Source organism: Microvirga sp. GN3 (genome assembly GCF_055792825.1).
The window spans coordinates 38,343-64,206 of record NZ_JBVVAK010000037.1; the positions used below are offsets into that span (position 1 = coordinate 38,343).

The window sequence follows — 25,864 nt, forward strand, 5'->3', positions numbered from 1 at the left end:
TCGGACGGCTGGCGCTCGAACTCGGAACGCTGCGAATTCTAAGAGAAAGTTCCGGCGGAAGTCGGCCAGTCGAAAGAGAACGCTAAAGTGCAGTCACATAGCCCGAGGTGAAGACCAGCGCCGCCTCCTTGCCGTGCAGGTCGGCGAGTTCGGCCTCGAGCGTCACGATGGGGTTGCTGTTGCCGGAGATGTTGCGGGTGCCGCCGGCGCCGGTGCCGAGCCGCCAGGCGGCTTCGACCATGGCGCGGGTGACGTCCCGGTTCTGGCCCATGCCGAGATAATCGTTGGAGCACCAGACGGTGATCGGGCGCGGGCCGTCCGGGGCATGCCAGATCGCCTGGGGATAACGGCCGGCCAGACGCTCGATATCGGCAAAAACGCGGTAGCGCCGCTCGGCCTGCAGGCGCTCGAGGGCTGACGTGAAGAAGTTTTGGTAATCCATCATCTCACCGGGTGGGCAAAGCAATGCCCGGGGATACTGAACCTATTATGCCAGATCACATTGATCCGGGTCAAAGTCCTGAGTCGTGATATTGCGGTTGAGAGCCGCTTGCGAAGCCTCTATTTGATAAAGGCGACGATGGGTCGCGTGAACCATGACTGACGTGAAATCGCAAGAGAAAGCTGACCGGCTGAAGGCGGCCTTGAAAGAGAATCTTAAGCGTCGCAAGGCTCAAGCTCGCGGTCGGCAGGCTGTGAAGACGTCGGAAGCCGAAGCCGGAAGCTTGAGTGTTTCCGACAAGCGCGACAAGCCGTCCGACTAGTCTGGAACGCTCAAGGCGCGCATAGCGCATAGCTCGCTAAAAAGGATTGCAAGGGGAATTCGATGGATCGCATTCGCATCACGGGCGGCGCACAGCTCAATGGCTTGATTCCGATTTCAGGCGCCAAGAATGCGGCCCTGCCTCTCATGATCGCCAGCCTGCTGACGGAAGAGACCCTGGAGCTCGGCAATGTGCCGAGGCTCGCCGACATCTCCTCCCTCCTGCGGATCATGAGCAATTTCGGCGTCGATCACTCGATCGCCGGACGCCGGCCCGGCCAGTCGTCCGAGACGGGGCAGACAATCCGCCTGACGGGAAAGAACATCATCGACACCACGGCTCCCTACGAGCTGGTCTCGACCATGCGGGCGAGCTTCTGGGTCATTGCTCCCCTGGTGGCCCGGTTCGGCCACGCCAAGGTGTCCATGCCCGGCGGCTGTGCCATCGGCACCCGGCCGGTGGACCTCCTCATCATGGCACTCGCCAGGCTGGGCGCAGCCATCGAGATCGAAGGCGGCTATGTGGTGGCAACCGCGCCGAAGGGTCTGATCGGAGCCGAGATCGACCTCCCGAAGGTGACCGTCGGCGGCACCCATGTGGCCCTGATGGCAGCGACGCTTGCTCAGGGAACCACCGTGATCCGCAATGCCGCCCGCGAGCCGGAGGTCGTGGATCTCGCCGAATGCCTGATCAAGATGGGCGCCAAGATCCAAGGTGCCGGCACCTCTGAGATCGTCGTCGAAGGTGTGTCTAGCCTGGGCGGCGCCTCCCACGACGTCATGCCCGACCGGATCGAGACTGGCACCTATGCCATGGCGGTGGCCATGACCGGGGGCGACCTCGTCCTGGACAACACCCGTCCTGAGTATCTCCAAGCGGCTCTCGATGTGCTTGGCCAAGCGGGGACTGAGGTGTCCTCGACCCATGGCGGGATCCGCATCCGGCGCAACGGCAATGGCATCCAGCCGGTCGATGTGACCACCGATCCCTTCCCCGGCTTCCCGACCGACCTGCAGGCCCAGTTCATGGCCCTCATGACCCGGGCGAGTGGTACGTCCCGCATCCGCGAGACGATCTTCGAGAACCGCTTCATGCATGTGCAGGAGCTCGCCCGCCTCGGCGCGCAGATCCGCCTCGATGGCGACAGCGCCTATGTGGAGGGCGTGGCCGGTCTTAAAGGAGCCCCAGTCATGGCGACGGACCTTCGCGCCTCCGTGTCCCTGGTCATCGCGGGGCTCGTCGCCGAAGGCGAGACCACCATCAACCGGGTCTACCACTTGGATCGCGGTTTCGAAGCGCTCGAAGCCAAGCTCGCCCGCTGCGGCGCTCAGATCGAGCGCCTGAGGGGGTGAGGACTAAAAGGGCCGGCATCAAGCCGGCCTTTTCTTTTTCCCGGTCATGAAGAAGAAGCAACAGCTGAAAGGTTGCGCCGGGGCAGGGGGCTCTCTACCTAAACCTTAAAGTTCAACAATAGGTTGGTGGCCCCATGGACCTCCTGAGACTTGTCGCTTTCGATCCGGAAGATCTTGCCGTCATCTCCGCTCACTTACAGGATTCGCTGCTGCGGGTTGGCGATATCGCCTATCTGCCCCGGGAACGGCGTTTCGCCATCCAGACCCGCCGTTACGACTGGGAGGCGGCAACCCCGCAGCGCCGGCTGACCTGCATGCATTTCGAGAATGTCACGGGCGTGCGTGTCCGCGGCATCGACCAGACCAACAAGGACGCGGTTCTTAACCTTCTCGCCATCGCCTTCGAGGAGACCAGCGCCCCATCGGGCACGGCCACCTTGATCTTTGCCGAAGGTGGCGCCATCCAGGTGGATCTGGAGTGCATCGAAATGCAGATGAAAGATACCGGCCCGGTCTGGGCTGCGGAAAGCCGCCCCTCGCACGAGGATCAGCTGCAAGCAGCGGGGCGCCCGTAATGGTGCAGAGGCTCGACGCACGGGAAGCTTCCTTCCCGTTGGCCTTCGCCGCGCTGCTTGCCGCCAAGCGCGAGGTGTCGGAGGATGTGGACCAGGCGGTGCGCGCTATCATCGAGGATGTGGTGGTGCGCGGCGACGAGGCGCTGATCGATTTCACCTATCGCTTCGACGGGCTGGCCCTCCAGCCTGAGACTCTGCGCATTTCGGACGCCGAGATCGATGCGGCGCAAGCCCAGTGCTCGAAGGAGGCGCTGGAGGCTCTCGCGCTGGCGAAGGAACGCATCGAGACCTACCACCGGGCGCAGCGCCCACAGGATTCCATGACCACGGACCCGCTCGGGGTCACGCTGGGCTGGCGCTGGACCGCTATCGAATCCGTCGGCCTCTATGTGCCCGGCGGCCGGGCGAGTTATCCGTCTTCCGTTCTGATGAATGCTATACCGGCGAAGGTCGCGGGCGTTCCGCGCATCGCCATGGTGGTGCCGACTCCGAAGGGCGAGACGAATCCGCTCGTCCTGGCGGCCGCGCGCCTTGCGGGCGTCGACGAGGTTTTCCGCATCGGTGGCGCGCAGGCGGTGGCGGCGCTCGCCTACGGCACCGCCTCCGTGCGGCCGGTCGCCAAGATCGTCGGCCCCGGCAATGCCTATGTGGCGGCTGCCAAACGCCGTGTCTTCGGCCAGGTCGGCATCGACATGATCGCAGGGCCTTCCGAAGTGCTGATCCTTGCGGATGCCCATGGCAATCCGGACTGGATCGCCGCCGATCTCCTGGCCCAGGCCGAGCACGATCCGGCCGCGCAGTCGATCCTGGTGACGGACAGTCCTGCTCTCGCCAATGCTGTGGAAAAGGCGGTCGAGCGTCAGCTTGAGACCCTGCCCAAGGCAGAGATCGCCGGCGCGAGCTGGCACGATTACGGCGCCATCATCCTGATCGATCGCCTTCAGAACGCCATTCCCCTCGTGGACCGGCTTGCGCCCGAGCATCTCGAGATCGAGACGGAGAACGCTGAAGAGCTTGCCTCCAAGGTGCGCAATGCGGGCTCTATCTTCCTTGGCAGCCACACCCCGGAGGCCATCGGCGACTATGTGGGTGGTCCGAACCATGTGCTGCCCACGGCCCGCTCCGCCCGCTTCTCGTCCGGACTTGGTGTGCTTGACTTCATGAAGCGAACCTCGATCCTGAAATGCGATGCGAACGCTTTGCGTGCGCTCGGCCCCGCGGCGATCACGCTCGGGCGCTCGGAAGGACTGGAGGGGCATGCGAGGTCGGTCGCGATCCGCCTGAACCTCTAGCGCATCGTGCGGAAAAGTGGTTCCGGTTTTTCGCGCTCAACGATGCGCTCATCAAAGAAGGAGCATCGGAGGGGGGATGGCGAGCGAAGCAAAGGGGCGGACCCGGCTGGTTGCCGTCACGCTCGACGAGGCCTCTATCGGCCGCGGCAATCCCGATCAGGAGCATGAGCGGGCCATCGCCATCTACGACATCCTCGAAGAGAACACCTTCGCCCTGCCGAATTACGATGGCGGGCCCTATGCGTTGCGCATCTCGCTCATCGAGAAGAAGCTCTGTTTCGAGGTCACGGCCCAGGATGGCACACATCTCGTCTCGCATCACCTGTCGCTGACGCCGTTCCGCAAGGCCATCCGCGACTACGAGATGATCTGCGACAGCTATTATCAGGCCATCCGCTCGGCCTCGCCGGCGCAGATCGAAGCCATCGACATGGGGCGGCGAGGCTTGCACAACGAAGCGGCCGAACTCCTGATGAAACGCCTGGAGGACAAGCTGATCCTCGATTTCGATACGGCACGCCGCATCTTCACGTTGATCTTTGCGCTTCACTGGAAGGGCTGACGCTTGGACGAGCCCCGCTCGAAACGGATCCATTCGGTTCTGTTCGTCTGCGCCATGAACGCGGTGCGCTCTGCGATGGCCGAAGCCATTGCGCGGCATTACTTCGGCAAGTCGATCTATGTGCAATCAGCCGGTGTCCGAAAAAGCGACGCGGACGCCTTCACGGCATCGATCCTGTCCGAGGCCGGTATCGACGGCTCCAAGCACAAGCCGCGCACGCTCCAGGAACTGGAGGAATGGGAGGGGCTCAATTTCGACCTCATCATCTCCCTCTCGCCGGAGGCGCATCACGCAGCGCTGGAGCTGACCCGGACCATCGCCGCCGAGATCGAATACTGGCCGACACCGGATCCGACGATCACGCAGGGCTCGCGCGAGCAGGTGCTCGATGCCTATCGCAATATCCGCGACGGCCTGATGTACCGCATTCGCCTGCGGCTCAAGCAGGGCTCACAGAAGAGCCCGGATCATGGAGAGGGTGCCTAGTCCCGCAAGCAGGCCGACGATGTCGATCCGCGTCACGGCCATGGCCACGATGGCTGCCGTCAGGGCAATGATCGCAGGCCATCCGTTGTCGATCACCACCGGCAGGATCGTCGCCAGGATGATGGAACCGGGGAGGGCACGAAGGCCCCGCTCGATGCGTGGTGTGAGGCGCACCCGGCTCATGACCACGACGCCGGCGATGCGGCACAGGAACGTCACCAAAGTCATGGCCGCGATGGCGAGAACGGAACCCCATGGGCTCGCGATAATAGTGCCGAGCGTATTCATTCGATCAGCATCCCGGCCGCGACGCCGGCGAGCGCTCCGGCGATGATGAAGACATAGCCAGGTACGAGGGCGTGAACGATGAGCGACACGAGACCCGCCACGAGCCAGGGCAGGGCAGGTTTCGCACCCTTCCACAAAGGCACGAGCATGACGCCGAAGAAGATCGGCATGACGAGATCGAGGCCGAAGCGCCTCGGCTCCGGCACGAGGGCGCCTGCGAAGAAGCCGGTGAGCGTTGCGATGAGCCAGACCAGCCAGAGGATAATCCCGCAGCCTAAGAGCACGCCGACATCGCGCCCGCCCTCGCTGTGGTAGCGGGTGCTGACAAGCCAACCTGCTTCGGTGATGAGGAAAAGATTGAGGGCAGTGCGGGCGAGCGGCTCATCCTTGAGCCAGGGCTGAAGGGTCGCGCCCAAAAGGATCATACGCGCATTCACGACGGCCGTGACGGTCATGATCGTGAGGATCGTCGAAGGCGTCCAGACCTGCTGCCAGATCTCGAGCCCGACCATCTGGGAGGCGCCGGCATAGACAAAGGCGGAGAGACCTAAGGTTTCACCAAGCGACAGACCCTTCTGGGCCGCCGCCGTGCCGAAGGCCACGGCAAACATGATGAAGCCGGGAAAGGCCGGCAGGGCGGCGCGAGCAACGTGCCGAAGTCCAGCAGTGGAAAAATGAGGGCGGAGAGCGGGGGACATGAGCGACACGCTCTCTGCCTTCCCGCATCTCCGCCGTCAATTGGAGATTAGTGATGCGTCGGTGAACAGACGTACGGTTGTTAACCGACGGTGCCGTTGACCATCGGATAAATCTCGAGGAAGCCCTCGTAGATCATCTTGAGCGATACGTAGAGGATGATCGCCAAGCCCACATAGGCGATCCAGCGGTAGCGCTGGAGCAGGCGGGCGATATACGAGGCCGCAACACCCATGAGGGCAATCGACAGAAGCAGGCCGAAGGCGAGAATGTAGGGATGCTCGCGTGCTGCGCCCGCGACCGCGAGCACGTTGTCGAGCGACATCGACACGTCGGCGATGATGATCTGCCAGGCGGCCTGCGAGAAGGTCTTGCGCGGCACGCCACCGGCAATGATCCCGTCGTTATCGAGGTCTTTGCCCTCAAGAGCTTCTTCAGCCGCTTCTTCCTGTTCATGGGTCGTGCGCAGCTCGCGCCACATCTTCCAGCAGACCCACAGCAGCAGGATCCCACCGGCGAGGAGAAGGCCCACGATCTGGAGAAGCTGGGTCGTGATCAGCGCGAAAATGATACGCAGGACCGTGGCGGCGAGAACGCCGAGCAGGATCGCCTTGTTGCGCTGTTCCTTGGGAAGCCCGGCGGCTGCCAGGCCGATGACGATGGCATTGTCGCCGGCAAGCGCGAGGTCGATGCCGACGACCATCAGGAAGGCGACGACCTCGGGTCCGAAAAACTGCGAAAGTTCAAACATGCGGTGCCTCATACTGTCGGGTTGGGGCAGCGCATGCGAAACGCTCAAAAAGACGCATCTGGCACCGGCCTGGTCCGGAATTCCTCGGACCGGGAGCCGAAATGCAGGCAAAACCGTCTTTTTGAACGAACCCAGGCCGCCCTGGTTTTCATCCAGTCCGACATCGCCGCTCATATTGATGAGCGACCAGAGGGGCCCGGCCTGGCTACAGAGGTCCATCTAGACAAGATGCGGCAGAGGATCAAGTGATCTCCCACGCGGCTCATGCCACTGTCCTATAGTTTAATAGACGGCCCTCCTTAGCCTCTTCATTCGAAGAGGTTCTGTTGAGAAGCCTTCGCTTCAAGAAAACGGAAGCTTGATCCAGGCCGCAGCCTTGGGCCATATCGGTCTCAACAACCTTGGGCGCGGGATGCGCTCGCCGGGAGGTCGTCCATGTCTGTTCTTCACGAAGGCTCAGAGCCTCCGCGGCACCGCGGCCCGGTGCGTGCCCCGCAAAGCTTGGCGGGTGGCCTGCTTCTGATTGCGCTTGCGGCTCTCGCACTCTGGCTGACGCGGGATCTCGACCAGGGCACGCTCAACGCCATGGGGCCTGCCATGCTGCCGCGCTGGCTCGCCATCGGGGTCGGGCTGTCGGGTCTGGCCCTGGTTGTCACAGCTTTCCTCAAGGACGGCGATCTTCTCGAGCGCTGGAGCCTGCGCGGGCCGGTCTTCGTCATCGGCGCCATCCTGGCCTTTGCCTTGACCATTCGCGGCTATTCCTTCGGATCCCTGGTCATTCCCGGTCTCGGTTTGCTGGTCGCCGGTCCGCTCGCCATCATCCTCGGCGGCTTCGCCACGCCTGAGGCGCGGCTGCGCGATCTCCTCATCCTGGCGCTCAGCCTGACCCCCTTCTGCATGGTGTTGTTCGGCGACCTGTTGAACCTGCCGATTCCCGTCTTCCCGCAGGCGCTGACAGGACTCTTCCCCGCCGACTGGTCGCAGAAGGCGGTGCTGCGGGCCACCGCCGCGATCATGGCTGCGGCGGCCGTTGTCGTGTTCGTTGCCACGCGCGGCCGGCGCCAAGCTTCGGTCGATGTGGCCGGCCATAACGGGAGGATCTGATGGGCGATCTCGTCTCCAATCTCAGCCTTGGCTTCGGCGTCGCGCTGTCACTCCAGAACCTGGGCCTCGCCTTCCTGGGCTGCCTCGTCGGCACCCTGATCGGCGTGCTGCCCGGCGTCGGCCCCATCGCCACCATCGCCATGCTGCTGCCGATCACCTTCGGGCTCGATCCGGTCGGCGCGCTGATCATGCTGGCCGGCATCTATTACGGCGCCCAGTATGGCGGCTCGACCACGGCGATCCTGGTCAACATTCCCGGCGAAGCCACCTCCGTGGTCACCGCGCTCGACGGCCACCAGATGGCCCGCCAGGGCCGCGCCGGCGTGGCGCTCGGCATCGCGGCCATCGGCTCGTTCTTCGCCGGCACGGTGGCGACCCTGGTCATCGCGGCACTCGGCGCTCCGCTCACCGGCCTTGCCCTGATCTTCGGCCCGACCGAGTACTTCTCGCTCATGGTCATGGGCCTGGTGTTTGCGGTGGTGCTGGCCCGCGGCTCGATCCTGAAGGCCATCGCCATGATTCTGGTCGGCGTGCTGCTCTCCACCGTCGGTACCGATCTTGAGACCGGCGAGGAGCGCATGACCTTCGGCCTGCCGTTCCTGGCCGACGGCATCGATTTCGCCGTGCTCGCCATGGGCATTTTCGGCATCGCCGAGATCATGCGCAATCTCGACCATACCGAGCACCGGGACGTGGTACGCCAAGCCATCGGCCGCCTGCTGCCGAACAAGGAAGACTTCAAGCAGGCCTACAAGCCGGTGCTGCGCGGCACTTTCATCGGCGCCATCCTCGGCATTCTGCCCGGCAACGGCGCGGTGCTTGGGCCGTTTGCGGCCTATACGCTGGAGAAGAAGCTCGCCAAGGATCCGCGCCGCTTCGGCCGCGGCGCCATTGAGGGCGTGGCGGGACCGGAATCGGCCAACAACGCCGGTGCCCAGACCTCGTTCATTCCCCTGCTGACGCTCGGCATTCCGCCGAATGCGGTGATGGCCCTGATGGTCGGCGCCATGACCATCCACGGCATCATTCCCGGCCCGCAGGTGATGACCAAGAACCCGACCCTGTTCTGGGGCATGATCGCCTCCATGTGGGTCGGCAACCTGATGCTGCTCGTCATCAACCTGCCGCTCGTCGGCATGTGGGTGCGGCTGCTCAAGGTGCCGTACCGGCTGATGTTCCCGGCGATCCTGATGTTCTGCTGCATCGGCATCTACTCGATCAACTCGCTGCCCACCGACGTGATGTTCATCGGCCTGTTCGGCTTCGTGGGCTACGTGCTGATCAAGTTCGGCTTCGAGCCCGCCCCGATGCTGCTCGGCTTCGTGCTCGGCAAGCTGATGGAGGAGAACCTGCGTCGTGCGCTCATCATCTCGCGCGGCTCGCTGGAGACCTTCATCGAGCGTCCGATCAGCGCCGGCCTGCTTGCGGTCGCCGCTATCCTACTTGTGATCGCCCTGCTGCCCTCCATCCGCAAGGGAAGGGACGAGGTGTTCACGGAGTAGCTTGCCTTCGATACAGCCTTGCCCACATGTAAGGCCATTACTTTCCAGGGAGGAAACTGATGAAGAAAGTTGCATTGGCCCTTGCCGCTGTCGCCGGCTTGGCTGCAACGGGCGCGCAGGCCCAAGGATACCCCACCCGCCCGATCACCATGATCGTGCCCTTCGCGGCCGGCGGCCCGACGGATGTGATCGCCCGCATCGTCACCGACCACATGAGCCGCACCCTCGGCCAGCAGATCGTGATCGAGAACGTGGCGGGCGCCGGCGGCACCACGGGCATCACCCGTGCGGCGCAATCGCAGCCCGATGGCTACACCATCATGATGGGTCACATGGGCACTCACGGCGCCGCGCCTGCCCTCTACCCGAACCTCAAATACGACCCGACCAAGGACTTCGCTCCCATCGGTCTCGCCGCCGGCACGCCAATCGTGATCGTGGCCAGGAAGGACTTTCCGGCCAATGACCTGAAAGGCTTCCTCGACTACCTGAAGACCAATGGCGAGAAGGTGAACATGGCCCATGCGGGCGTGGGCTCCGTTTCCCACTCGACGGGCATCTTCTTCAACTCCGTGGTCAAGGTGAAGCCGACCATGGTCGCCTATCGCGGCACGGGCCCGGCCCTGAATGACCTCATGGGCAACACGGTCGATTTCATGACCGACCAGATCGTCAACGTGGCGCCGCAGATCCAGGGCAACAACATCAAGGCCTTCGCCATCGCGACGCCCGAGCGCTCCCCGGTCCTGCCGAATGTGCCGACCACCAAGGAAGCCGGCCTCGACGGCTATGAGGTCAGCGCCTGGAACGCGGTCTTCGCGCCCAAGGGCACCCCGCCGGACGTGGTCAAGAAGCTCAGCGACGCGCTCATCAAGTCCCTCGACGACGAGAACACCAAGAAGCGCCTCCTCGACCTCGGCGGCGTGATCCCGACCGCGGCCGAAAAGACCCCGGAGGCCCTCCAGAAGCTCGTTGAGAGCGAGGTGGCCCGCTGGACCCCGGTCCTCAAGGCCGCCGGCGCCACGGCTGAATAAGCCTTCCAAAGCTTGACCATTCGAGACGGCGGGCGCTCCAGCCCGCCGTTTTCATTTCGAGCGATAGGATCTCGAACAGGACTTGAAATTGCTCGCCCGGACGATTACACCCTGCCTCACGTGCAGCCGTAGCTCAGTTGGTTAGAGCACCAGATTGTGGATCTGGGGGTCCCCCGTTCGAGCCGGGGCGGCTGTACCACTTAGATTGCAACGACTTAGCCCCTGCAGGTTCGAGGGGACGTTACCCGAAAATATGGTCTCGGGTAACGCCAGGGGTAACAAACAGCCCATTTGCAGAACTAATAGCCACTTGTGTTGAACGGCTGTTTATCGTGTGTTGGTTCAAAGCCCTCGGCCTCCACCAAAAATGGGTGCTTGTAGTAGGCGCTGCCGAGTACTGCGCGCTGAGCTGGTAATTTAGCCATATAGCCATCGGGAACGCGGCACCGCGGGAACGGGTCGTTGGCATCGACCGGTCGAAGTCCGACCGATCGCGCACCGGAGGAGCAGAGGGTAGGGGATACTGAACCCGACGATATTGCGCTTGAGAAGTGCATCCTGACAACGGACGACAGCAGCTATCACCGAGCCGTATCGCAGTCGGTGGTGCATCGGTCCAAAACCCGTATCAGATGGGATGAACAGGGAGCGCTCGGTTTGTTACGCGCTGCCCGCAGTAGAGGATCTCGCTTCCGCAGGCGTCGTTCCGGCGACTGATAACAGCTCGGTTGGTAGAGCGGCTGCCTCTTAATCAGCGGGTCCAAGGTTCGAATCCTTGCACGCCACCAATTTCAAGGTCTTAGCTGGAATTGGACAGGCTCTGACAAGGCCTAGCAACCCTATAGCTACCACTAGATCTCATGAGTTAGTTTTGGTGACAGAGTCCTGACTGTCTGAAAGGCAGAGGACACCGCTGTAGCAGCGGTCGTGAGGACGCTTTCCTGTCGGAACTGTATCCCTAGAGATGCTGCACCAATATCATGAGTGTCGGAGCGACAGTTTCCTAAACCGAAGGTCGGAAGTTCGAGTCTTCCCGGGATCGCCAGTACTTTCGAGATAGCCGGAAGGCCGTGGTTACCAAACGTGGATGATGCATTTATTCCAATCCAGCCAACGCACGTCGTCACTAGGCAGACACAGGTCGCGGACGCGCAAGGATCACTCCTCTCGTCGTCCGAAATTCTTTCGGCAAGATTTTTGGTTCGGATCACGCAGCAGCTTGGAGATCTTGCTGGGGTAACCAGGAGCGAGCGCTTCATCGGCTATGTTAAGACCGATGATCTCGCACAGCTTCAGTAGTGAGTTGAAGACGGGCAGAGGACCTACATCGTCAAATTAATGACTTTTACCCGTTTCATATGGGTTTTTGTCCTGAGGCGGATCAGATACTTTCAATGGCTTAAAGGCGAGCGTGACGCACCCAAATTGCTCTAACCTGCTTATGTTGACGATGCCCCAGCGGCTGAGGTGGCTTGCGTTCACGCTTTCTGCCCACAGTCCGATAGTGATTGCGGAACTCTGGGAAGATCATGCCCCTGCATGAACGTGGCCGCATAGCGTTCGAGATTGCGGATCAAGTGGGACGCACCGCGCTGACCGTTCCCTTCGATGAATTCGAGCGAGCTCTTAATACGAAGCGCCGCAGGCGAGCACGAGCCACAGCCGGTTGCCCTGCGCGCCGCCATATCGAGCAGCGCGTCATCGGCTTCGCGCTTGGTCGAGGACGACCCAAACACAAGGCCTCCGTAGCGCAGCTTCACCTTCCGTCGGGCGTATTGAGGGCCATTCAGGTGGCGCCGCACCACGGAAAGGTGTAGGATAGCAGAGTTCCGCCCCACCCTATGAACCGGTTGGGGGACGTAGGGCGTAGGCAATGCTCCGGCGGGGTAAGGCGCTCCATGCCCCTCTTTGCGGTGCAAGAGCTAGCTGAAGAGCTCGGCGATTCTGCAAAAGCCAGCAAAGCCGGGATCAACATTTCGTTGCTGACATTCGTTAGCTGCCATTAGGCAGGGGAGGCGCGCCATGCCCGCCACAGCCACACAAGGGCAGGGCACCAAACTCGGCGAACCGGCACAATTCTGGGGTCGGGTCAAACAGTGGCTCAGGGATAATAGCGGCACCGTCGTGCAGTCGGCGATCCTCAGCGCGCTCTTCGGCTATTGCCTCAACTTTGCAATGTCGATGTGGCTGTTCAACGGCGGGTTCGACGGCTCGCAGAGCGGCGTGGGGAGTCTGCTCAAGAGCTCGCTCTTTACCGGCATCCTAAGCACGGTAGTCTTCGCGCTGATCGGCTACCGGCGCGCGGTAGGCAAGGAGCGCTTTTGGCAAGCCGTGCGCGGCGCGCCCAAGACCATTGCCCTGTTATTTCAACAAGACGGCGCGGCGTGGGTTCATCTACTCTGGGGGGCGGGGATCAGCTTCTTTGCCGCGCAATTCATTTCGCCCTGGCTCGGTGCTGCGCTCGCCTTGGGCTTTCTCTCCGCTGTTCCTTCCATTTTTGGACGCGTAATCGCGGCTCTGCTCTTAAGCCTATGGTCGAGTATCGTGCAGTCTCTTGCGCCCACCAAGGGACAGCGCGTCGAAGGCTCCGTCGGCATGCTGGTGGGAATTGTCGGGAGCGCGTGCGCGCTTGGTATCGGCGGCTTGATCGCCGATTCCAGAACGAAGTTCGTGTTGGCCGGCAGCTGCATCGTGGTGGCCTTCGTGATGCGCAAGCGCGGAGCCAGCACGACCATGCCACTGATCCTTATCAGCCTCGCCACAATGCTCGGGCAAATTCTTTCCGATCTGCTCCACCCGCTCACGGCGCTCGCTGATCACTGCGTTAGGGGAATAACGCCCGGCTGCCACGAGCCGGTCCCGTTCGATTGGCCGGGGGCGCCGAATAATCAACTCGGGCGGCCGGCATCGGACCCGGTCGGTGTCGCCGTCAATTCAATGGCGCCGGGGGGCGCTGCTGGTCTTGGTGGTGCCGCTGGGACTGTCATCAGTGCCGGTACCGGAGAACCTGCGGTCGAGGGCCGCGGGCGGGGCCCCATCACTGTCCCGGAAGATCAGTCTGATCCCGGAGCCGATGAGCCCGTGCGGATCGAGCCCATCGACCTTTCGCGGGATGGCGCGAAGCTGCCGGGAGAAGACGGCGATATCCCCTTGGAACCGAGCACTGAGGACATCAACAAGCAGAAGCGGATCGAAGAAGCTCTGCGCATAGCCACATCGCTCATTGGATTGAGGGGCCAAGTGCCCCCGACTGACGTGCCGATCATAGACCGGATTTTGGGTAGGATCGACCTGACGGATCCGAGCGATGCCGACCTGAACACGTTGCGCGGTCTCGTCAAAGCGATGACAAACCGCAGCGATGGCGCCAAGGAGTCGGCCGAGTCGACACAAAAGGTCGAACGAATCGACCTTGTACTTCCCCCGCTTCAATTTCTCGCAGGCCTCGGACAGGCGGCCACTGCCATTCTGCTACTACCAAAGTTCGGCTGGCACAGCGGGGTTCTTGCTGGTGGCATATTCGGTGCGTTAGGCACGCTGAATTTCGACCAAAAGCCGGTCGCGATGGTCGCAAATGCTGCTCTCGGCACGACAGTTGGCGCGGGTTGGGCGGCTCTTTTTGGTGCCCTGGGCAACAAGCTCCAACTTCCAGCGGGGGGACTCTCAGGTGCCGCGGTCGGCGGTGCGATCGCTGGGGGTATAGGTGCTTTCCAATCGTGGTGGTTGGGAGCCAAACCAGAGGACATCAAGGCGAATGCGCTCTGGAGCGGCTTGGGTGGCGCGCTCGGCGGCATGGTCGATCCGGCCAAGGCGTGGGCCAATTATTGGGCTAAAGGCGGCACCATCTTTCGAGGCTTTGCCTCGCCCCCGGCAGGTGGGCCAAGCGCGACCGCCGCGCCCGAGGAGCCGTCGCCCCCGGCAGGTGGGCCAAGCGCGACCGCCGCGCCCGAGGAGCCGTCGCCCCCGGCAGGTGGGCCAAGCGCGACCGCCGCGCCCGAGGAGCCGCCACTACCAGCCGAGAAGATGCCCCAAAAGGCACGTCCTGCGTCTGAGAAAGTCATCAACAATGCGGCGACACACCTTCACAACGACCCGCGATTTGGCCTGAACAAGGCCCAGGCTGGGGCTCTTGCAAAGGGCGCGTTGGGGCGCGGCTCCGAGATCGTCGTTGGAGGAAGCAGGGTGCGGGGAAACCATAAGACGGAAAGCGATTTAGATGTCGGCTACAATGGATTGTCGACCCAGCAAGCAAAGAAAGTGGCTGCCCAAATTAAGAAGGCGAAAGGTGCTGATGGTGTAACGATAGAGGATAATATTGATATCGTTCCAGGGAATAAAACGAGAAATATTCCAGAGATAAAGAGCGCCGAGGAATTTTTTATGCGTCGAGGATTCAGAGGACCTCTGGATCCGCGAGCTGGCGAGGCAATCGAGCCATCTGGTTACGTCAAGTACGGTAGGGATGGTTCAATTGTCGAAGTAAAGCCAGATGGAACGAGGATTGAGCACGTAGCACGGTACGAAGATTAGCGCATGACGCCGTCGTTAATCGGCAGTGCACTACTTTGGGAGGCTTTCTAGATCTGAGGAAGGCTCAAGCCAGGAGAAAACCGGATGCAGGTCCAGGTCGGGAACGTCAGCGTCGACATAGAGTCAGTATACTTTCGCGAGTGGCGATACGGCGGCAGCTCGTTCGACTACAGGGTTAAGCCTTACCGTTTGTTAGTGTCTAGTGACGAATTCGCGGAACAAGTGCAGCCCTATTATGAAGAGGCCATCGACGAAGACATTCGGTTCGGGATGGATCCAACGGAAATAGATCTGGACCTACGGAAACTCAGATGGCCTCCTCTCAAGAGTCTGGTTACCGATCACCCAAGCCTCTTAAACCGATTCTCCGCGGAAAACTCATACCATATTCTACAGAAACTGTTCCCGCCGGAGAAAGAGTTCCCAAACCCAAGATACTTCATAAACAGTGTGAAATCGATCCACGTTCTGCCTGATCTCATAACTTTCGAAGGCGAGGTCATCGACGTTGAGGAGCGCATGCCCTGAGGCCCACTTTACGGTCAAGTTTCTTTCTTGGCAGCCACAGGAGCTGCTTGGTGACAGGTGATCCCATGGAACCACAACACAACTTGCTTCTAACGACTGGCGAATTACGCGCCGTTGTTGACACGATGAGGCTTGAGACTTCCGTTCAGTCGCCGCTCGCCGATCTCCGCAACGTAGCGCCGCAGCCGCTGCAACGACCCGAGTTCATGCGGGATGGCTGGCAATCGGCCCTCGCTACCCTGGCGGCTCCGGATCATTTCATCCAGGTCATCATGCCGACGCCCGCGGCAAGCAAGGTTTCCTTTTACTACCAGGTCGCCGCACAGCGGGGCAACGGACTGGTCGGCTGCTGGCAGGAAGGCGAACAGGTCCGCATCTCGTTTCCTTGGACGCCCGACTCTATCGTCCAAGACGCCCGCCAGACTTTAATGGTGGACATGCCGGTTGCCCCGGATCCTTTTTCCGCGACCTTGAGCCCAGCTGGTCTGATGGCGCTGATGGCCGCGGTCGATTTGATACGTTCAGCCTTGCTGACCTGCTTGCTGCAAAGGAAAATCGAGCTAGATCGTCGTTGGGATGTGTCGCAGTTGCGCGAGCAGATTGACTTGGGCCTTGCCCACCACGATGCCCGCTGGACGGTCACGCTGCTGCGGATTCTGGCACCACTTTCCACGCTTCCAAGAGCAGAAGCTTTGCAGGCAGGAGTGGCGGAGCTGATCGCGACGCAATTGATCAAACAGGAAGGAGCCGAATGGACGCCGACGGATCCTCTCCTGCGGATAGCAGCCTATTGGATGATGCCGCTGCCGGCGGTGGCGCATGAATCCGTCGTGATGGCGGACGGGGAAGTCACCGCGGCCAACCATCTTGTGGCGGTTCGCGGGAATGGCCCTTTGTGGGTTATCAACTATTCGGGCTTGGCGAGCGCCAATCCGACGGCCACTCTGAAATCATTGGACGGCACCACCTACCTCAGGCTGCTCTCCTCGGCAATTGCGTATTCTGCCGAGCCTCAAGCGACGAGCTCCGGCCGCTTTCAGCTCAAGCTGTCATCAGGTCTGTTGTTGGACCTCGGTCAGGGTACGCGCTTGCACTCACAGGATTTCGGCTTGGGAGGGGGCGGAGTCTTCGCCGAAGTCGTGCCCAATCCTGACGATCCGTCCGTGCTCGGTCTGAAGAACCTCACTGATCGCGCTTGGTCCGTGTCGACGCCACAAGGGGAGCGGAGGACGATCGAGCCAGGTCGGAGCATCAGGCTGGCAACCAGGACCAAGATCGATTTCGGCAGTGCGCAGGGAGAGGTGACCACTCGGATGCATTGAAGATGCCATTCACCAGCAGCCCCGGACGAGCACGTCGCCCGGGCTAGGCGTTGCCGGTTTAGCCCGGTGCGTGTTTAGCGGAGGAACCCACCATGAATGAACGACCCGTTCGACCCGGCGGTCCGCTGGCAAGGCGGCCGTTACATTTCATCTGGTTGTGCGATTGCTCCGGCTCGATGGCGGTCGATGGCAAGATACAGGCCTTGAACAATGCCATTTGGGAAGCCATCCCGCACATGCGCAACATTGCGAGCGACAACCCCCACGCACAGGTATTGGTGCGGGCCATCAAGTTCTCCGACCACGCGCAGTGGCATGTAGCCAACCCGACGCCGATCAGCGATTTCACATGGAGCGATCTGAACGCAGAGGGGACGACTGCCATGGGCGAGGCACTCTTGCTACTGGCCGAACAACTCAAGGCGCCGCCAATGACGGATCGCGCTCTACCGCCCGTGCTGGTGCTCATCTCCGATGGTCAGCCGACCGATGACTTCAATGGGGGGTTCTCCACGCTGATGAACCTGCCATGGGGCAGAAAGGCGGTGCGCGCGGCTGTCGCGATTGGGAGCGATGCCGATCATGACGTGCTGACAAAATTCATCGCCAATCCGGACCTGAAACCGCTGCAGGCGAACAATCCGGAGGCATTAGTCCATCACATCAGATGGGTTTCGACAGCCATCCTCAGATCCGCATCGCAGCCTGCGAGCCAGGTTCCCGGCGTCGCGCCGAGCGGAAATGTAACCATCCCGGCCCAGCCGCAAGCAGGACCGGGCATCGACCAGACCGTTTGGTAGACGTGTTAGCGCGGCACTGCTGCTTGCGTTGTTCCAAGTGATCCGAGCCGCCCGACACAACCCCGAGCCCGGATATGCTGACCGAACCCTGTGCTTCGACCGCCACAGCGAACTGGCAAATCATTTCCGCCAGTGTCAAGGGTACCATCCACGAGCGCACTAAGCGGCCCAATCAGGACGCGGTCGCCTGGCGCACAGGTTTGGCCGGAGGCCTGCCCTTGGTGGTCGCGGTGTCTGATGGCCACGGCAGCACGATGTGCTTTCGCAGCGATGTCGGAGCCGGCCTCGCAGTTGAGGTTGCGACGCGACTGATGATGGAATTCGCTGAAGCACTTCCGGCCGATAGCTCACCGGAGGATGTGCGGCGCAATTGGGAGAGGCTGCCGGAGTTCTTGATCCGCACGTGGCGGGACGCGGTAGAACAGGCGCTGGCGACTGCAGAGTTTTCATCCGAGGAACTTGGCACGCTCGAGTCCGAATCTGGCCGAGGAGCGCGGCACGCAGTCGAATTGAATCCTTTCGTCGCATACGGAGCCACTTTGTTGGCAACCCTGATAGCGGAGGGTTATGTTCTCTTCCTGCAGTTGGGTGATGGGGACATTCTCGTCGTCAGCGACGACGGTGAGGTCACGAGGCCACTGCCCAGGGACGAGCAATTGTTCGCAAATCAGACGACATCGCTGTGCTCGGAGAGCGCGTGGGATGCCACACGAGTCCAATACCGCCCACTGGCGCAGTCGCCTCCAGCACTCATTCTCCTGTCATCGGACGGCTATGCCAATTCGTTCGGAGAGGATGGCCACTTCCTGAAGGTCGGCACGGACTTGCTGCAGATTGTGTGCTCCACAGGCTTGGATACGGTGAAGGACAACCTGGCGGCGTGGCTGTCCGAAACGTCCGCTGCCGGCAGCGGCGATGACATCACCCTCGCGATGATCTGTCGGCCGGAGCTGGGGATTTCCTGGCCAAGCTCTCTCGACAACCACAGGCGATGAACATGCGAGCCGCCACGGATCAACTTCTTCAAATTGGGCAGACGATTCGCACTGAGCCGTCGGGACTGGTTTGCGAGGTGCAAGAGCGTCTCGGTGCCGGCAGTCAGGGAGAAGTCTACCGAGCAATTCTTGCCGGTTATCCGGTGGCACTAAAATGGTATTTCCCGACGGCTGCGACGGCCGAGCAACGCGCCAATTTAGAGACGATCGTCAAGCGCGGAGCACCCAACCCGTCTTTTCTCTGGCCGATGGATCTGGCCTTTACCAGGGAGGTGCCTGGGTTCGGATACGTCATGCCTCTTCGGGAACCCCGCTACAGAAGCATCGTCGATCTGGTGACGCGGCGCGCAGAACCGAGCTTCCGCGCTCTGATCACCGCGGCTTTGCACCTCGCGGACTGTTACTTGCAGCTTCACTCCCAAGGACTCTGCTACCGTGATATTTCGTTCGGAAACGTATTCTTTGACCCGCACAATGGCGATGTCCTAATCTGCGACAATGACAACGTTACCGTGAACGGATCGACCCGGAAGGGGGTGTTGGGCACGCCGCGCTTCATGGCTCCGGAAATAGTTCGCCGAGAAGCGCTTCCAAGCATCCAGACCGATCTTTATTCATTGGCGACCCTGCTCTTTTACATGCTGATGGTTCATCATCCCCTAGAAGGCAAGCAGGAGCGGGCCATCAGGTGCCTGGATTTGCCGGCAATGACCAAGCTTTATGGGACAGACGCTCTGTTCATCTTCGATCCGAAGGACACATCCAACAGACCAGTTCCCAGAGAACAGGATAATGTACTTGCGTTCTGGCCGATTTATCCCAGGTTCATACGGGATCTATTCACAGCAGCGTTCACGGATGGGATCCGTGATCCGCGAAATGGGCGTATCCGGGAGAGTCAGTGGCGGGCGGCCATGATACGCTTGCGCGACATCATCATCTATTGCCAAGATTGCTCTGCAGAGAACTTCTACGATGCGATGGGGTCGTCTGATGGCGCGCCGGGCGTATGTTGGTCCTGTCGCAAGGCGCTGCAGGTTCCTCTTCGTATGCGGATCGGAAAGGATGTCTTGGTTGCGCTGAATCAGGATACCAAGCTTTATCCGCACCACATCGATGGTGCCAGGATGTATGATTTTTCCGAGCCGGTTGCGGCGGTCGTTCGGCATCCGACCAAGCCCGGCATCTGGGGCCTCAAGAACCTGTCGGATAACCAATGGACTTGCACCACTGCTAATGGTGCCTGTGCCGAGATTGTGCCGGGACGGAGCGTGACATTGGCACACGGGACGAAAGTTCAGTTCGGCAAGACCGAGGGAGAAATACGTCTATAGGCGTGGTCAGCCGGCGTGGCGGAACCGGTTAGCACTTGGTCTTGGAGGAAGCCATGGATGAGTTACCGCGACGAAAACTAAGCGAGCTGATTGCGGCGCATGGCCGCTCGCTGTGCGACGATCCTCGGCGCTGCGAGGCGTTTTTAAGGGATGTCTGTGGCCCTCACAAGCGCGAGGTCAACCTGCTCGTCATGGCACTTCGGGAGGGGGTGGCACTCGACCTCACAGATTCACGCGCCGGCATTCCGATAGCTTTGGTCCATGCACGTCTGATTGAGCGATTGCGAGACCACTTAGGCTTGGCTGAGGATGCTGCCCAGTGGGCAGTGGACTCATGGGCTTTGGCGCTGGGCTTACCGGTTCCCGAACCTTCCCAGCGAGGATCGGGAAGCGCACAAGCGCCAGGCCGTGGTGCTCCTGAAAGTGAACTCCTTCATTCGCGAAATACGGCACTAACCCAATCCGAAAGCAACCTGGAACCAATCGATCGACCGAGTCGTCCAGTGCGCGCGGAGAAAAGTGGTCTCGATGCTGAGTCAAAACAAAAGAGTATGCATCAGCCAAGTGTTGATGCGCACCGTGAGCTTATCCAGCCAGCAAGGGTGCCGAAGCGGAGGCTCTGGGCTATTGGCGTAGCGCTGGTGGCCGGCATTGTTCTCCTTATTGTGTTTGTAGGGCCTCCGAAAACCACCCAGGCTCCTGTTATTCCAACTGAGCAATGTCGACCCAAGCCCGAAGACTGGCCGGGTAAAGACACCGGCGCACCGCCCCCTCAAGCTCTTGGACGTTGGATCCCGTGGTGCTGACCGTGTTCGGCTTCGGGCGGACAGAAAGGTCCTCGTCGGGAGAGCCATGCGGATGCTTTTTCTTGCGAATTGATCGATGGCCTGTCGCCTGAGAAGTGGTCCTCCCTGATGTATGGCTTTTATGTCTGCCAGAGTTGTTTGGGCGCGGAGGTCTTGTCCTTGAACTCATCGGCTGCCTTCATCACGATGGATGCCGGGCCGGCAATCAGGCTCTGTACCTTGAGAAGGCTGTAGACAGAAGCTTCGGAGACAAAGCTGCGCGTGTCGGTGAGGCGCACTGCCAGCTCCCGCGGTGACAGCGGGGGCTCGTCTAGCGCCAGCTGGATGATCTGCTCGCGCACGACATCCGAGATGCGGTTCCAGATCTGCTTGGGCTGAGGGCGGCGACCCTGAGGTAGTTCCAGCACTCCTGCGGCTTGAAGAGGTCGCAGATGTCACCGATGGCTCGCCAGAGTGCATCGATCGTTCGGGCTTCGGCTTTGCGCAGGTGTGCTTTGAGCTTCGCGAAAGCTTGCTCAATCGGGTTCAAATCGGGCGAATAGGCGGGCAGGAACAGAAATCAGACTCCCCTTTGCTTCCGGCACTGCGCGGCCCTCTCGCTCTTACGAACGGCGAGATTGTCGAGGATCACCACGTCGCCTTTTGCAAGCGTCGGCGCGAGCTGCGTCTCGATATAGGTGTCAAAGGCCGAGCGGGTGATCGGGCCATCGACGATCCACGGCGCGCTCAGCTCATGACCACGTAGCGCGGCCAGGAAAGTGTGGGTCTTCCAGTGGCCGAAGGGCGCTGCGGCACGCAAGCGCTGACCTTTGCGGCTACGGCCGCGCAGGCGGGTCATCTTGGTATGACATACGTCTCGTCCAAGAACACCAACCGATATGGCTGCTGGCGCATTCCGCGGCCATCTGGGCTTTTATAGGTAAAGCCGTGCCGGCACAGGAAGCGCGAGAGAGTAGCCGGAGCCGCAACGACCCCATGCTCCTTCAGGAGCTGTGCTGTGAGTTCGGGCACGGTTATGGTGGGTTGGGCCTCCACTGTGCGGATCAGAAACGCCTCATAGGGCGCCGGCTTTCTGCGCCCAGGCGGCCGGCCCCGGCGCGCCGGAGCGGGGGATCCGGACTGCCTCTGGCGCTTTTGAACCCGCGTTTCAGTCCAATGCTCTAGGGCCTCAGAGTCGTCTGTCTGATAAAGATCGTACCACCGGTAAAAGGTCGCCCGCAGAATGCCGATCTTCGCCAGGGTCTCGCGCACGGGCAGATGGGGCTGCTCAACAAAGCATTACGCTTGCCTTGAGGGCTACCGCGTTGGTCGCCAAGTCGACACACTGCAGGAGGTAGTATGGGTTAAGCCAGTGATCACCCGTGCCCGTTCTCTCAGTGAGTCGCGCTCGCGCGGTGGAGCCTGGACGCCGCGACTGCTCAGCTTTGTTCCTCGACCCTGAGCCACACAGCGCCGAATTGCTCAAAAATAGCCTGAAAGCAATTCCGATACACAAACCTTCGTTGAATCATCCGCAACATCAGATAGACTCAAGCGTCAAACCTTGAGGTGGTGCGATGAGCAGCACGAGTGCTCCAAACCGGTTCCTGGCCGCGCCAGCGGGAACGATCATCAAGCCTCGCTACACTACTCCCATTCCTGCTCCTGTGTCCGTGGCCCAGGTCGGCCATTTTCGGTCGCTGCCGGCCGAGATTGACGGGACGGCGCTGCCCCAGCGCTTCCGCGCCAGCAAAGTTAGAGAGCTTCCGGTCGAACCAACGGTGACGGGTCAGGCTATGAGACCTGCACGGGTGCCGGTTGATGATCCCACCGTTGCGCCAGCACATCGTCCCTGATCATTGCTTCACCACTTGCCCCGTGACCGACAACGATGAAGCGGTGGCTCATCGAGAAGCTGCTCGACAGCCGGGCGCTCTCGATCATTGCCAGCTTGAGGTCCATGACCACGTGCGTGCCGATCGACACGAGGGGCGGCACAGGTGGCTCGCCTGTCGCCGGGGCAGGCAGAACAGCTGACTTCAGAATTTCGCCCACTGGATCGAAGATTTCGTTGTTCTGCATTTCCTCTTCGAAGTGTTTGTATAAATCCCAGATCATCGTCTCCAGGACCGGCGGCACATTCTCTGCTACCTTGAGGCCAAGCTCGGTACGCGCCTCACGCCGATTGATGGGGTGCCCGTGGAAGTAGAGCTTGGAGGCCAGGATCTCGATAATCTCATCGATCTTGTGCTTGCTGGCTTCGTCGTTCATGTGGGTGAGCAGGAGCTTCCGCCCGATCATCCGACTCTGGGCGATGAAGCGCTCGACATTGCCCAGCGCCAGAGGATGCACCCGCTCGGCCAGGATCTCGATCGTCTTGACGAGCTCGTCTTCGTGGTGGATGCCGACCGTGTTCTTGACGAAGTGAATGTAGGCTTTGACGTCCTCGACACTGATGCCTAGCTTTTGATTGGTCAACGGATCGATCGGGTTGAACTCGTTCCACACAGTAGGATCGATCGGCCCCATCTCCGCAAACGGGTGCATCACGATCTCGTCCGCCCCAAGGGCAATCATGGTGGCGGCGCTGTATGCCCGGTACGGCAAGATCACGCTCACCTGCTCGGCAAATTCACGGAAGAGCGAAATCAGCCGCCAAGCCACAATGCCAGCCCCGCCATTGCTGACGAGGAAGATGTCCAGTTTCTTGATGGGTCGCTCCGGCAGCAGCAGCAGGTGGTCGAAAAAGACGCGTACGGCGTCCTGCGCGATTTGGGCGCCGATGTTCGGCCGCACGCTTGTGAGATAACAAATCACCTTAGACTGACGCAGAGTTTCGATCTGCTCAATGAGTTGCACTCGCTTGTCATAAGCCACGATCGCCGCCCCGTCATGAGCACCGTCTTCCAGTCCGCCCTCGGGCTTCCTCGGTTCTCGGGCGGCACGAGGTTGCCGGAAGAAACGGAAGATCTGTAAGCGCGGGCTGTCCATGGCTCCGGATCCTCTCTGGTATCTTAGCGCTTCGAGGCCGAAGTCGTCAGCCAGTTTTTCTCTGCTTCGTCGCCGATCCTGGTCGGTCATTTAACGGGGGGCAGCCTCTGGATTCGGCGGACGTATGCTATTCTTTCGCTGGATGCTTCCGTATTGAGGAGGCTCCGATTCCGATCCTAAGCTACGCTACTAAGTGGTGCATCCGGTAAGTCATGCCGCCCTCGGCAGGAGGGCAATGCTGGGCGGGCGACGCGGTCGATGCCGGCGGCGGTTGCCCCAGACAAAGGGATGGCGATGCGCATTCCAATAGAGTGTAGAGCCGTGGATCGCCTCGGTGATCTCGTCCCAGCTCTCGAAGCGCTGGCCGGCCAACGCGAGCGAGCGCAGGATCTTCCACCACGGCTCGATCAGATTGAGATAGGCCGCATACTTGGGCTGGAACACCATCTCCCAGCGCGGATGCGCGAGCAGGAACAGCAGCACGTCCGTCGTGCGATGCGAGCCCAGATTGTCGAGGATCGCGTACACCCGCTCGGTCGTGCGTGGCACCCAGGTCTCAACCCGCTCCAGGAAGTCGACCCAATGCGCACCGCCGCGTCCTGAATAGGGATGCGTGAAGGCTTCGCCCGTGACCGGACAAAACGCGCCAAAGACATAGCCCTTGGCGCGGCGACCATAGTCAATCTCCTGCTTGGCGCGTTCAGCCTGTCGCGTTCGGGTTTGCACCAGCGCACGACCCGCGTAACTCTTGGCGCTCACCGGTCCCATTTCATCGAGACAGATCACACAACTGCCCGCAGGCGGTGTGGTGTAGAGCGTTTCGATCCGCCCCTTTTTTCCGCGAAGGCCGGATCTACCCGCTCGCCGAACCAGGTCTCGTGCTTGCGCCAGCACAGGCCCTCGTGGAGCAGGATCTCGTCAATCCGGCTGCGTTGCATCGCGATGCCCTTCGCCTCATGCAGGTAGGTAGCTAGCCGGTCGAGCGTCCAGGAGGTGAACGGCAGTCCGAGGGTCTGCGGCTTGGTCAACGCACTCGCAATCACGGTGGCGGTTTGCTCCGGCGTGTAGGTCGGCCGGCGACCCGAGCGATGCCGGTCCTTGAGCGCTTCTAAGCCGTCAGCATTGAAGCGGCGGATGCGCTTGCGCACGGTCTCACCATCAAGACCGACACGGGCTGCAATCGCCGAGGCGCTCTCGCCGCGACTGGCGCGCCAGATGATTTGGGCGCGTTGCACGCGGTGGGCTGGAGCCGTGCGAGAGTGGGCCAGCTTGTGGACCGCCGCAGACTCAGCAGCAGTCATTCCCCGTAAGCAGACCGGTGCCATGGGTCGCCTCCGCAGCAAGTCAGAAGGGGCTGCCATTATACCCCGCAACCTGCCGGATGCACCACTAAGTAGGTCGCCATAAGTCTTGCAACGCGAGAGCTGCGGGTGTTCCCTGGAGAGCATGCGAGGACATGATCACTCTCCCGAGACATGGCTCGATGAGGCGGATCGCAAGCGGCTGACCGTAGCGCTGGCTGCCGCTCGTGACGCGCGGGTGTATCGCCGGCTTGAGGCGCTGTTGCTGCTGGCCGAGGGGCATGCCGTGGCCGAGGCGGCCCGCCGCTGCCGCGTCGACCGCTCCAGCGTGCACCGCTGGCTGGCCCAGTACCGGGCCGAGCATGAGGCCAGCGCGCTGTGCGACCGGCCGCGCAGCGGGCGTCCCCGCCGTCACCCGAGGCTGACGCCGCAGCGGTTGGCGGCGGCCCTGGCGCGCGACCCGCGCCGCTGCGGCTACCAGGCCACGAGCTGGACGGTGCCGCTGCTGGCGCACGACCTGGCCGCGAAGGGCATCGCCGTCAGCCCGCGCACGCTGCGGCGCCGGCTGCACGAGGCGGGCTATCGCTGGAAGCGGCCACGCTATGTCTATGTCGCGCGCGCGGCTCATCTGGCGCAGAACAAGGGGGGATCACCCGACGTCTGAAGATGGGTTGGCACAGGGGGGATCGGCTGCTGTGCCTCGACTGGACGCTGTTGCGGCTGTTCCCGCCGCTGCGCGCCACCTGGGCGCTCAAGGGCACGCAGGCGGTCGTGCCGATCACCGGCCGCAATACCAAGCGGGTGCTGTTTGGGGCCATTGATCTGGGAAGGGCTCGCCGGGTGGTGCTGGTCCGCTGCCACGCCGGTCAGGC

Annotated in this window: 24 protein-coding genes, 2 tRNA genes and 4 pseudogenes; 20 read left to right on the top strand and 10 right to left on the bottom strand. The window is 61.5% G+C overall.

From position 1 onward, the window contains the following. A pseudogene (locus ACS5Q1_RS18800) lies at positions 1–442 on the bottom strand (aminotransferase class I/II-fold pyridoxal phosphate-dependent enzyme); the annotation flags it as partial. 384 nt (positions 443–826) lie between these two features. On the opposite strand from ACS5Q1_RS18800, the gene murA reads away from it, so the two are divergent. From murA to ACS5Q1_RS18825, 5 genes are all read left to right on the top strand, one after another. Next, complete coding sequence (gene murA / locus ACS5Q1_RS18805) at positions 827–2,116, top strand: UDP-N-acetylglucosamine 1-carboxyvinyltransferase (RefSeq protein WP_473099618.1); 1,290 nt, start codon at positions 827–829, stop codon at positions 2,114–2,116. Between the two features lie 134 nt (positions 2,117–2,250). After that, positions 2,251–2,691 (top strand): DUF2948 family protein, encoded by a 441-nt coding sequence (locus ACS5Q1_RS18810; RefSeq protein WP_473099619.1) that lies wholly within the window; start codon positions 2,251–2,253, stop codon positions 2,689–2,691. Positions 2,692–2,693: 2 nt separating this feature from the next. Further along, the gene (hisD, locus tag ACS5Q1_RS18815) at positions 2,694–3,983 is read left to right on the top strand and encodes a histidinol dehydrogenase (RefSeq protein WP_473099642.1); all 1,290 of its coding nucleotides are present in this window, start codon (positions 2,694–2,696) and stop codon (positions 3,981–3,983) included. A gap of 76 nt (positions 3,984–4,059) precedes the next feature. Beyond that, on the top strand, positions 4,060–4,545 hold the full coding sequence (locus ACS5Q1_RS18820; protein ID WP_473099620.1) for a UPF0262 family protein: 486 nt from the start codon (positions 4,060–4,062) through the stop codon (positions 4,543–4,545). Between the two features lie 3 nt (positions 4,546–4,548). Continuing rightward, complete coding sequence (locus tag ACS5Q1_RS18825) at positions 4,549–5,031, top strand: arsenate-mycothiol transferase ArsC (RefSeq protein ID WP_473099621.1); 483 nt, start codon at positions 4,549–4,551, stop codon at positions 5,029–5,031. On the opposite strand, the gene ACS5Q1_RS18830 is transcribed toward ACS5Q1_RS18825, so the two are convergent. The 3 genes from ACS5Q1_RS18830 to ACS5Q1_RS18840 all read right to left on the bottom strand — a co-directional run bounded on the left by ACS5Q1_RS18830 (position 4,996) and on the right by ACS5Q1_RS18840 (position 6,766). Further along, positions 4,996–5,319 carry an AzlD family protein gene (locus ACS5Q1_RS18830; RefSeq protein WP_203440972.1) on the bottom strand — a complete coding sequence of 108 codons (324 nt, stop codon included), beginning with the start codon at positions 5,317–5,319 and terminating at the stop codon, positions 4,996–4,998. The genes ACS5Q1_RS18825 and ACS5Q1_RS18830 overlap by 36 nt on opposite strands. Next, complete coding sequence (locus tag ACS5Q1_RS18835) at positions 5,316–6,017, bottom strand: AzlC family ABC transporter permease (RefSeq protein WP_473099622.1); 702 nt, start codon at positions 6,015–6,017, stop codon at positions 5,316–5,318. Before ACS5Q1_RS18835 ends, ACS5Q1_RS18830 begins: the two co-directional genes overlap by 4 nt. Positions 6,018–6,097: 80 nt before the next feature. After that, the gene (locus ACS5Q1_RS18840; RefSeq protein WP_473099623.1) at positions 6,098–6,766 is read right to left on the bottom strand and encodes a TerC family protein; all 669 of its coding nucleotides are present in this window, start codon (positions 6,764–6,766) and stop codon (positions 6,098–6,100) included. A 435-nt stretch (positions 6,767–7,201) separates the two neighbouring features. Between ACS5Q1_RS18840 and ACS5Q1_RS18845 the strand changes: the two genes are divergently transcribed. The 8 genes from ACS5Q1_RS18845 to ACS5Q1_RS18880 all read left to right on the top strand — a co-directional run bounded on the left by ACS5Q1_RS18845 (position 7,202) and on the right by ACS5Q1_RS18880 (position 15,464). Further along, entirely contained in the window at positions 7,202–7,870 is a 669-nt protein-coding gene (locus ACS5Q1_RS18845) for a tripartite tricarboxylate transporter TctB family protein (RefSeq protein WP_473099624.1), read from the top strand. Beyond that, positions 7,870–9,372, top strand: coding sequence for a tripartite tricarboxylate transporter permease (locus ACS5Q1_RS18850; protein WP_203440968.1), 1,503 nt, complete (start codon positions 7,870–7,872; stop codon positions 9,370–9,372). Before ACS5Q1_RS18845 ends, ACS5Q1_RS18850 begins: the two co-directional genes overlap by 1 nt. A 59-nt stretch (positions 9,373–9,431) precedes the next feature. Further along, positions 9,432–10,406, top strand: coding sequence for a tripartite tricarboxylate transporter substrate-binding protein (locus ACS5Q1_RS18855; RefSeq protein WP_203440967.1), 975 nt, complete (start codon positions 9,432–9,434; stop codon positions 10,404–10,406). Between the two features lie 122 nt (positions 10,407–10,528). Continuing rightward, positions 10,529–10,605 (top strand) — tRNA-His (locus ACS5Q1_RS18860). Between the two features lie 509 nt (positions 10,606–11,114). Beyond that, positions 11,115–11,194: transfer RNA gene (locus ACS5Q1_RS18865), tRNA-Lys, on the top strand. Positions 11,195–11,935: 741 nt separating this feature from the next. Further along, positions 11,936–12,223, top strand: coding sequence for a hypothetical protein (locus ACS5Q1_RS18870; RefSeq protein WP_473099625.1), 288 nt, complete (start codon positions 11,936–11,938; stop codon positions 12,221–12,223). A 205-nt stretch (positions 12,224–12,428) separates the two neighbouring features. Continuing rightward, complete coding sequence (locus ACS5Q1_RS18875) at positions 12,429–14,936, top strand: hypothetical protein (RefSeq protein ID WP_473099626.1); 2,508 nt, start codon at positions 12,429–12,431, stop codon at positions 14,934–14,936. An 84-nt stretch (positions 14,937–15,020) separates the two neighbouring features. Continuing rightward, positions 15,021–15,464: a hypothetical protein gene (locus ACS5Q1_RS18880; protein WP_473099627.1), complete on the top strand. Its 444-nt coding sequence runs from the start codon at positions 15,021–15,023 to the stop codon at positions 15,462–15,464. A gap of 104 nt (positions 15,465–15,568) precedes the next feature. On the opposite strand, the gene ACS5Q1_RS18885 is transcribed toward ACS5Q1_RS18880, so the two are convergent. Continuing rightward, positions 15,569–15,721 carry a hypothetical protein gene (locus tag ACS5Q1_RS18885; protein WP_473099628.1) on the bottom strand — a complete coding sequence of 51 codons (153 nt, stop codon included), beginning with the start codon at positions 15,719–15,721 and terminating at the stop codon, positions 15,569–15,571. A 15-nt stretch (positions 15,722–15,736) separates the two neighbouring features. On the opposite strand from ACS5Q1_RS18885, the gene ACS5Q1_RS18890 reads away from it, so the two are divergent. The 5 genes from ACS5Q1_RS18890 to ACS5Q1_RS18910 all read left to right on the top strand — a co-directional run bounded on the left by ACS5Q1_RS18890 (position 15,737) and on the right by ACS5Q1_RS18910 (position 20,721). Then, positions 15,737–16,786: a hypothetical protein gene (locus ACS5Q1_RS18890; protein ID WP_473099629.1), complete on the top strand. Its 1,050-nt coding sequence runs from the start codon at positions 15,737–15,739 to the stop codon at positions 16,784–16,786. 92 nt (positions 16,787–16,878) lie between these two features. Continuing rightward, on the top strand, positions 16,879–17,586 hold the full coding sequence (locus ACS5Q1_RS18895; RefSeq protein ID WP_473099630.1) for a vWA domain-containing protein: 708 nt from the start codon (positions 16,879–16,881) through the stop codon (positions 17,584–17,586). A 74-nt stretch (positions 17,587–17,660) separates the two neighbouring features. Continuing rightward, a complete protein-coding gene (locus tag ACS5Q1_RS18900; RefSeq protein WP_473099631.1) occupies positions 17,661–18,581 on the top strand; it encodes a PP2C family serine/threonine-protein phosphatase in 921 nt (306 codons plus the stop codon). A 2-nt stretch (positions 18,582–18,583) separates the two neighbouring features. After that, positions 18,584–19,915 carry a protein kinase domain-containing protein gene (locus ACS5Q1_RS18905; protein WP_473099632.1) on the top strand — a complete coding sequence of 444 codons (1,332 nt, stop codon included), beginning with the start codon at positions 18,584–18,586 and terminating at the stop codon, positions 19,913–19,915. Between the two features lie 53 nt (positions 19,916–19,968). After that, positions 19,969–20,721: a hypothetical protein gene (locus ACS5Q1_RS18910; protein ID WP_473099633.1), complete on the top strand. Its 753-nt coding sequence runs from the start codon at positions 19,969–19,971 to the stop codon at positions 20,719–20,721. A gap of 122 nt (positions 20,722–20,843) precedes the next feature. On the opposite strand, the pseudogene ACS5Q1_RS18915 reads toward ACS5Q1_RS18910, so the two are convergent. The 5 genes and pseudogenes from ACS5Q1_RS18915 to ACS5Q1_RS18935 form a co-directional block, all read right to left on the bottom strand. Beyond that, a pseudogene (locus ACS5Q1_RS18915) lies at positions 20,844–21,089 on the bottom strand (helix-turn-helix domain-containing protein); the annotation flags it as partial. Continuing rightward, positions 21,032–21,559, bottom strand: a pseudogene (locus tag ACS5Q1_RS18920) (IS630 family transposase). The pseudogenes ACS5Q1_RS18920 and ACS5Q1_RS18915, both read right to left, overlap by 58 nt. A gap of 935 nt (positions 21,560–22,494) precedes the next feature. Beyond that, positions 22,495–23,691: an SDH family Clp fold serine proteinase gene (locus ACS5Q1_RS18925; RefSeq protein ID WP_473099634.1), complete on the bottom strand. Its 1,197-nt coding sequence runs from the start codon at positions 23,689–23,691 to the stop codon at positions 22,495–22,497. 210 nt (positions 23,692–23,901) lie between these two features. After that, on the bottom strand, positions 23,902–24,459 hold the full coding sequence (locus ACS5Q1_RS18930; RefSeq protein WP_473099635.1) for a transposase: 558 nt from the start codon (positions 24,457–24,459) through the stop codon (positions 23,902–23,904). 14 nt (positions 24,460–24,473) lie between these two features. Beyond that, positions 24,474–25,016: a helix-turn-helix domain-containing protein gene (locus tag ACS5Q1_RS18935; protein WP_473099636.1), complete on the bottom strand. Its 543-nt coding sequence runs from the start codon at positions 25,014–25,016 to the stop codon at positions 24,474–24,476. 121 nt (positions 25,017–25,137) lie between these two features. Here ACS5Q1_RS18935 and ACS5Q1_RS18940 point away from each other — a divergent pair, with 121 nt between their 5' ends. Both ACS5Q1_RS18940 and ACS5Q1_RS18945 read left to right on the top strand, forming a co-directional pair. Continuing rightward, entirely contained in the window at positions 25,138–25,656 is a 519-nt protein-coding gene (locus ACS5Q1_RS18940; RefSeq protein ID WP_473099637.1) for a helix-turn-helix domain-containing protein, read from the top strand. A 2-nt stretch (positions 25,657–25,658) separates the two neighbouring features. Further along, a pseudogene (locus ACS5Q1_RS18945) lies at positions 25,659–25,864 on the top strand (hypothetical protein); the annotation flags it as partial.

Excerpts from the sequence above, each read along its gene's own strand:
- ACS5Q1_RS18880 (WP_473099627.1), top strand. The coding sequence starts at position 15,021 with ATGCAGGTCCAGGTCGGGAACGTCAGCGTCGACATAGAGTCAGTATAC.
- ACS5Q1_RS18845 (WP_473099624.1), top strand. The coding sequence starts at position 7,202 with ATGTCTGTTCTTCACGAAGGCTCAGAGCCTCCGCGGCACCGCGGCCCG.
- ACS5Q1_RS18910 (WP_473099633.1), top strand. The coding sequence starts at position 19,969 with ATGGATGAGTTACCGCGACGAAAACTAAGCGAGCTGATTGCGGCGCAT.
- murA (WP_473099618.1), top strand. The coding sequence starts at position 827 with ATGGATCGCATTCGCATCACGGGCGGCGCACAGCTCAATGGCTTGATT.
- ACS5Q1_RS18885 (WP_473099628.1), bottom strand. The coding sequence starts at position 15,721 with ATGATCCGGAGCCGCCAGGGTAGCGAGGGCCGATTGCCAGCCATCCCG.
- ACS5Q1_RS18875 (WP_473099626.1), top strand. The coding sequence starts at position 12,429 with ATGCCCGCCACAGCCACACAAGGGCAGGGCACCAAACTCGGCGAACCG.
- ACS5Q1_RS18810 (WP_473099619.1), top strand. The coding sequence starts at position 2,251 with ATGGACCTCCTGAGACTTGTCGCTTTCGATCCGGAAGATCTTGCCGTC.
- ACS5Q1_RS18840 (WP_473099623.1), bottom strand. The coding sequence starts at position 6,766 with ATGTTTGAACTTTCGCAGTTTTTCGGACCCGAGGTCGTCGCCTTCCTG.
- ACS5Q1_RS18940 (WP_473099637.1), top strand. The coding sequence starts at position 25,138 with ATGCGAGGACATGATCACTCTCCCGAGACATGGCTCGATGAGGCGGAT.
- ACS5Q1_RS18870 (WP_473099625.1), top strand. The coding sequence starts at position 11,936 with ATGCCCCTGCATGAACGTGGCCGCATAGCGTTCGAGATTGCGGATCAA.
- ACS5Q1_RS18835 (WP_473099622.1), bottom strand. The coding sequence starts at position 6,017 with ATGTCCCCCGCTCTCCGCCCTCATTTTTCCACTGCTGGACTTCGGCAC.
- ACS5Q1_RS18925 (WP_473099634.1), bottom strand. The coding sequence starts at position 23,691 with ATGGACAGCCCGCGCTTACAGATCTTCCGTTTCTTCCGGCAACCTCGT.
- ACS5Q1_RS18935 (WP_473099636.1), bottom strand. The coding sequence starts at position 25,016 with ATGGCACCGGTCTGCTTACGGGGAATGACTGCTGCTGAGTCTGCGGCG.
- ACS5Q1_RS18855 (WP_203440967.1), top strand. The coding sequence starts at position 9,432 with ATGAAGAAAGTTGCATTGGCCCTTGCCGCTGTCGCCGGCTTGGCTGCA.
- ACS5Q1_RS18895 (WP_473099630.1), top strand. The coding sequence starts at position 16,879 with ATGAATGAACGACCCGTTCGACCCGGCGGTCCGCTGGCAAGGCGGCCG.
- ACS5Q1_RS18850 (WP_203440968.1), top strand. The coding sequence starts at position 7,870 with ATGGGCGATCTCGTCTCCAATCTCAGCCTTGGCTTCGGCGTCGCGCTG.
- ACS5Q1_RS18930 (WP_473099635.1), bottom strand. The coding sequence starts at position 24,459 with ATGGGACCGGTGAGCGCCAAGAGTTACGCGGGTCGTGCGCTGGTGCAA.
- ACS5Q1_RS18890 (WP_473099629.1), top strand. The coding sequence starts at position 15,737 with ATGCCGACGCCCGCGGCAAGCAAGGTTTCCTTTTACTACCAGGTCGCC.
- ACS5Q1_RS18905 (WP_473099632.1), top strand. The coding sequence starts at position 18,584 with ATGCGAGCCGCCACGGATCAACTTCTTCAAATTGGGCAGACGATTCGC.
- ACS5Q1_RS18830 (WP_203440972.1), bottom strand. The coding sequence starts at position 5,319 with ATGAATACGCTCGGCACTATTATCGCGAGCCCATGGGGTTCCGTTCTC.
- ACS5Q1_RS18820 (WP_473099620.1), top strand. The coding sequence starts at position 4,060 with ATGGCGAGCGAAGCAAAGGGGCGGACCCGGCTGGTTGCCGTCACGCTC.
- ACS5Q1_RS18900 (WP_473099631.1), top strand. The coding sequence starts at position 17,661 with ATGCTGACCGAACCCTGTGCTTCGACCGCCACAGCGAACTGGCAAATC.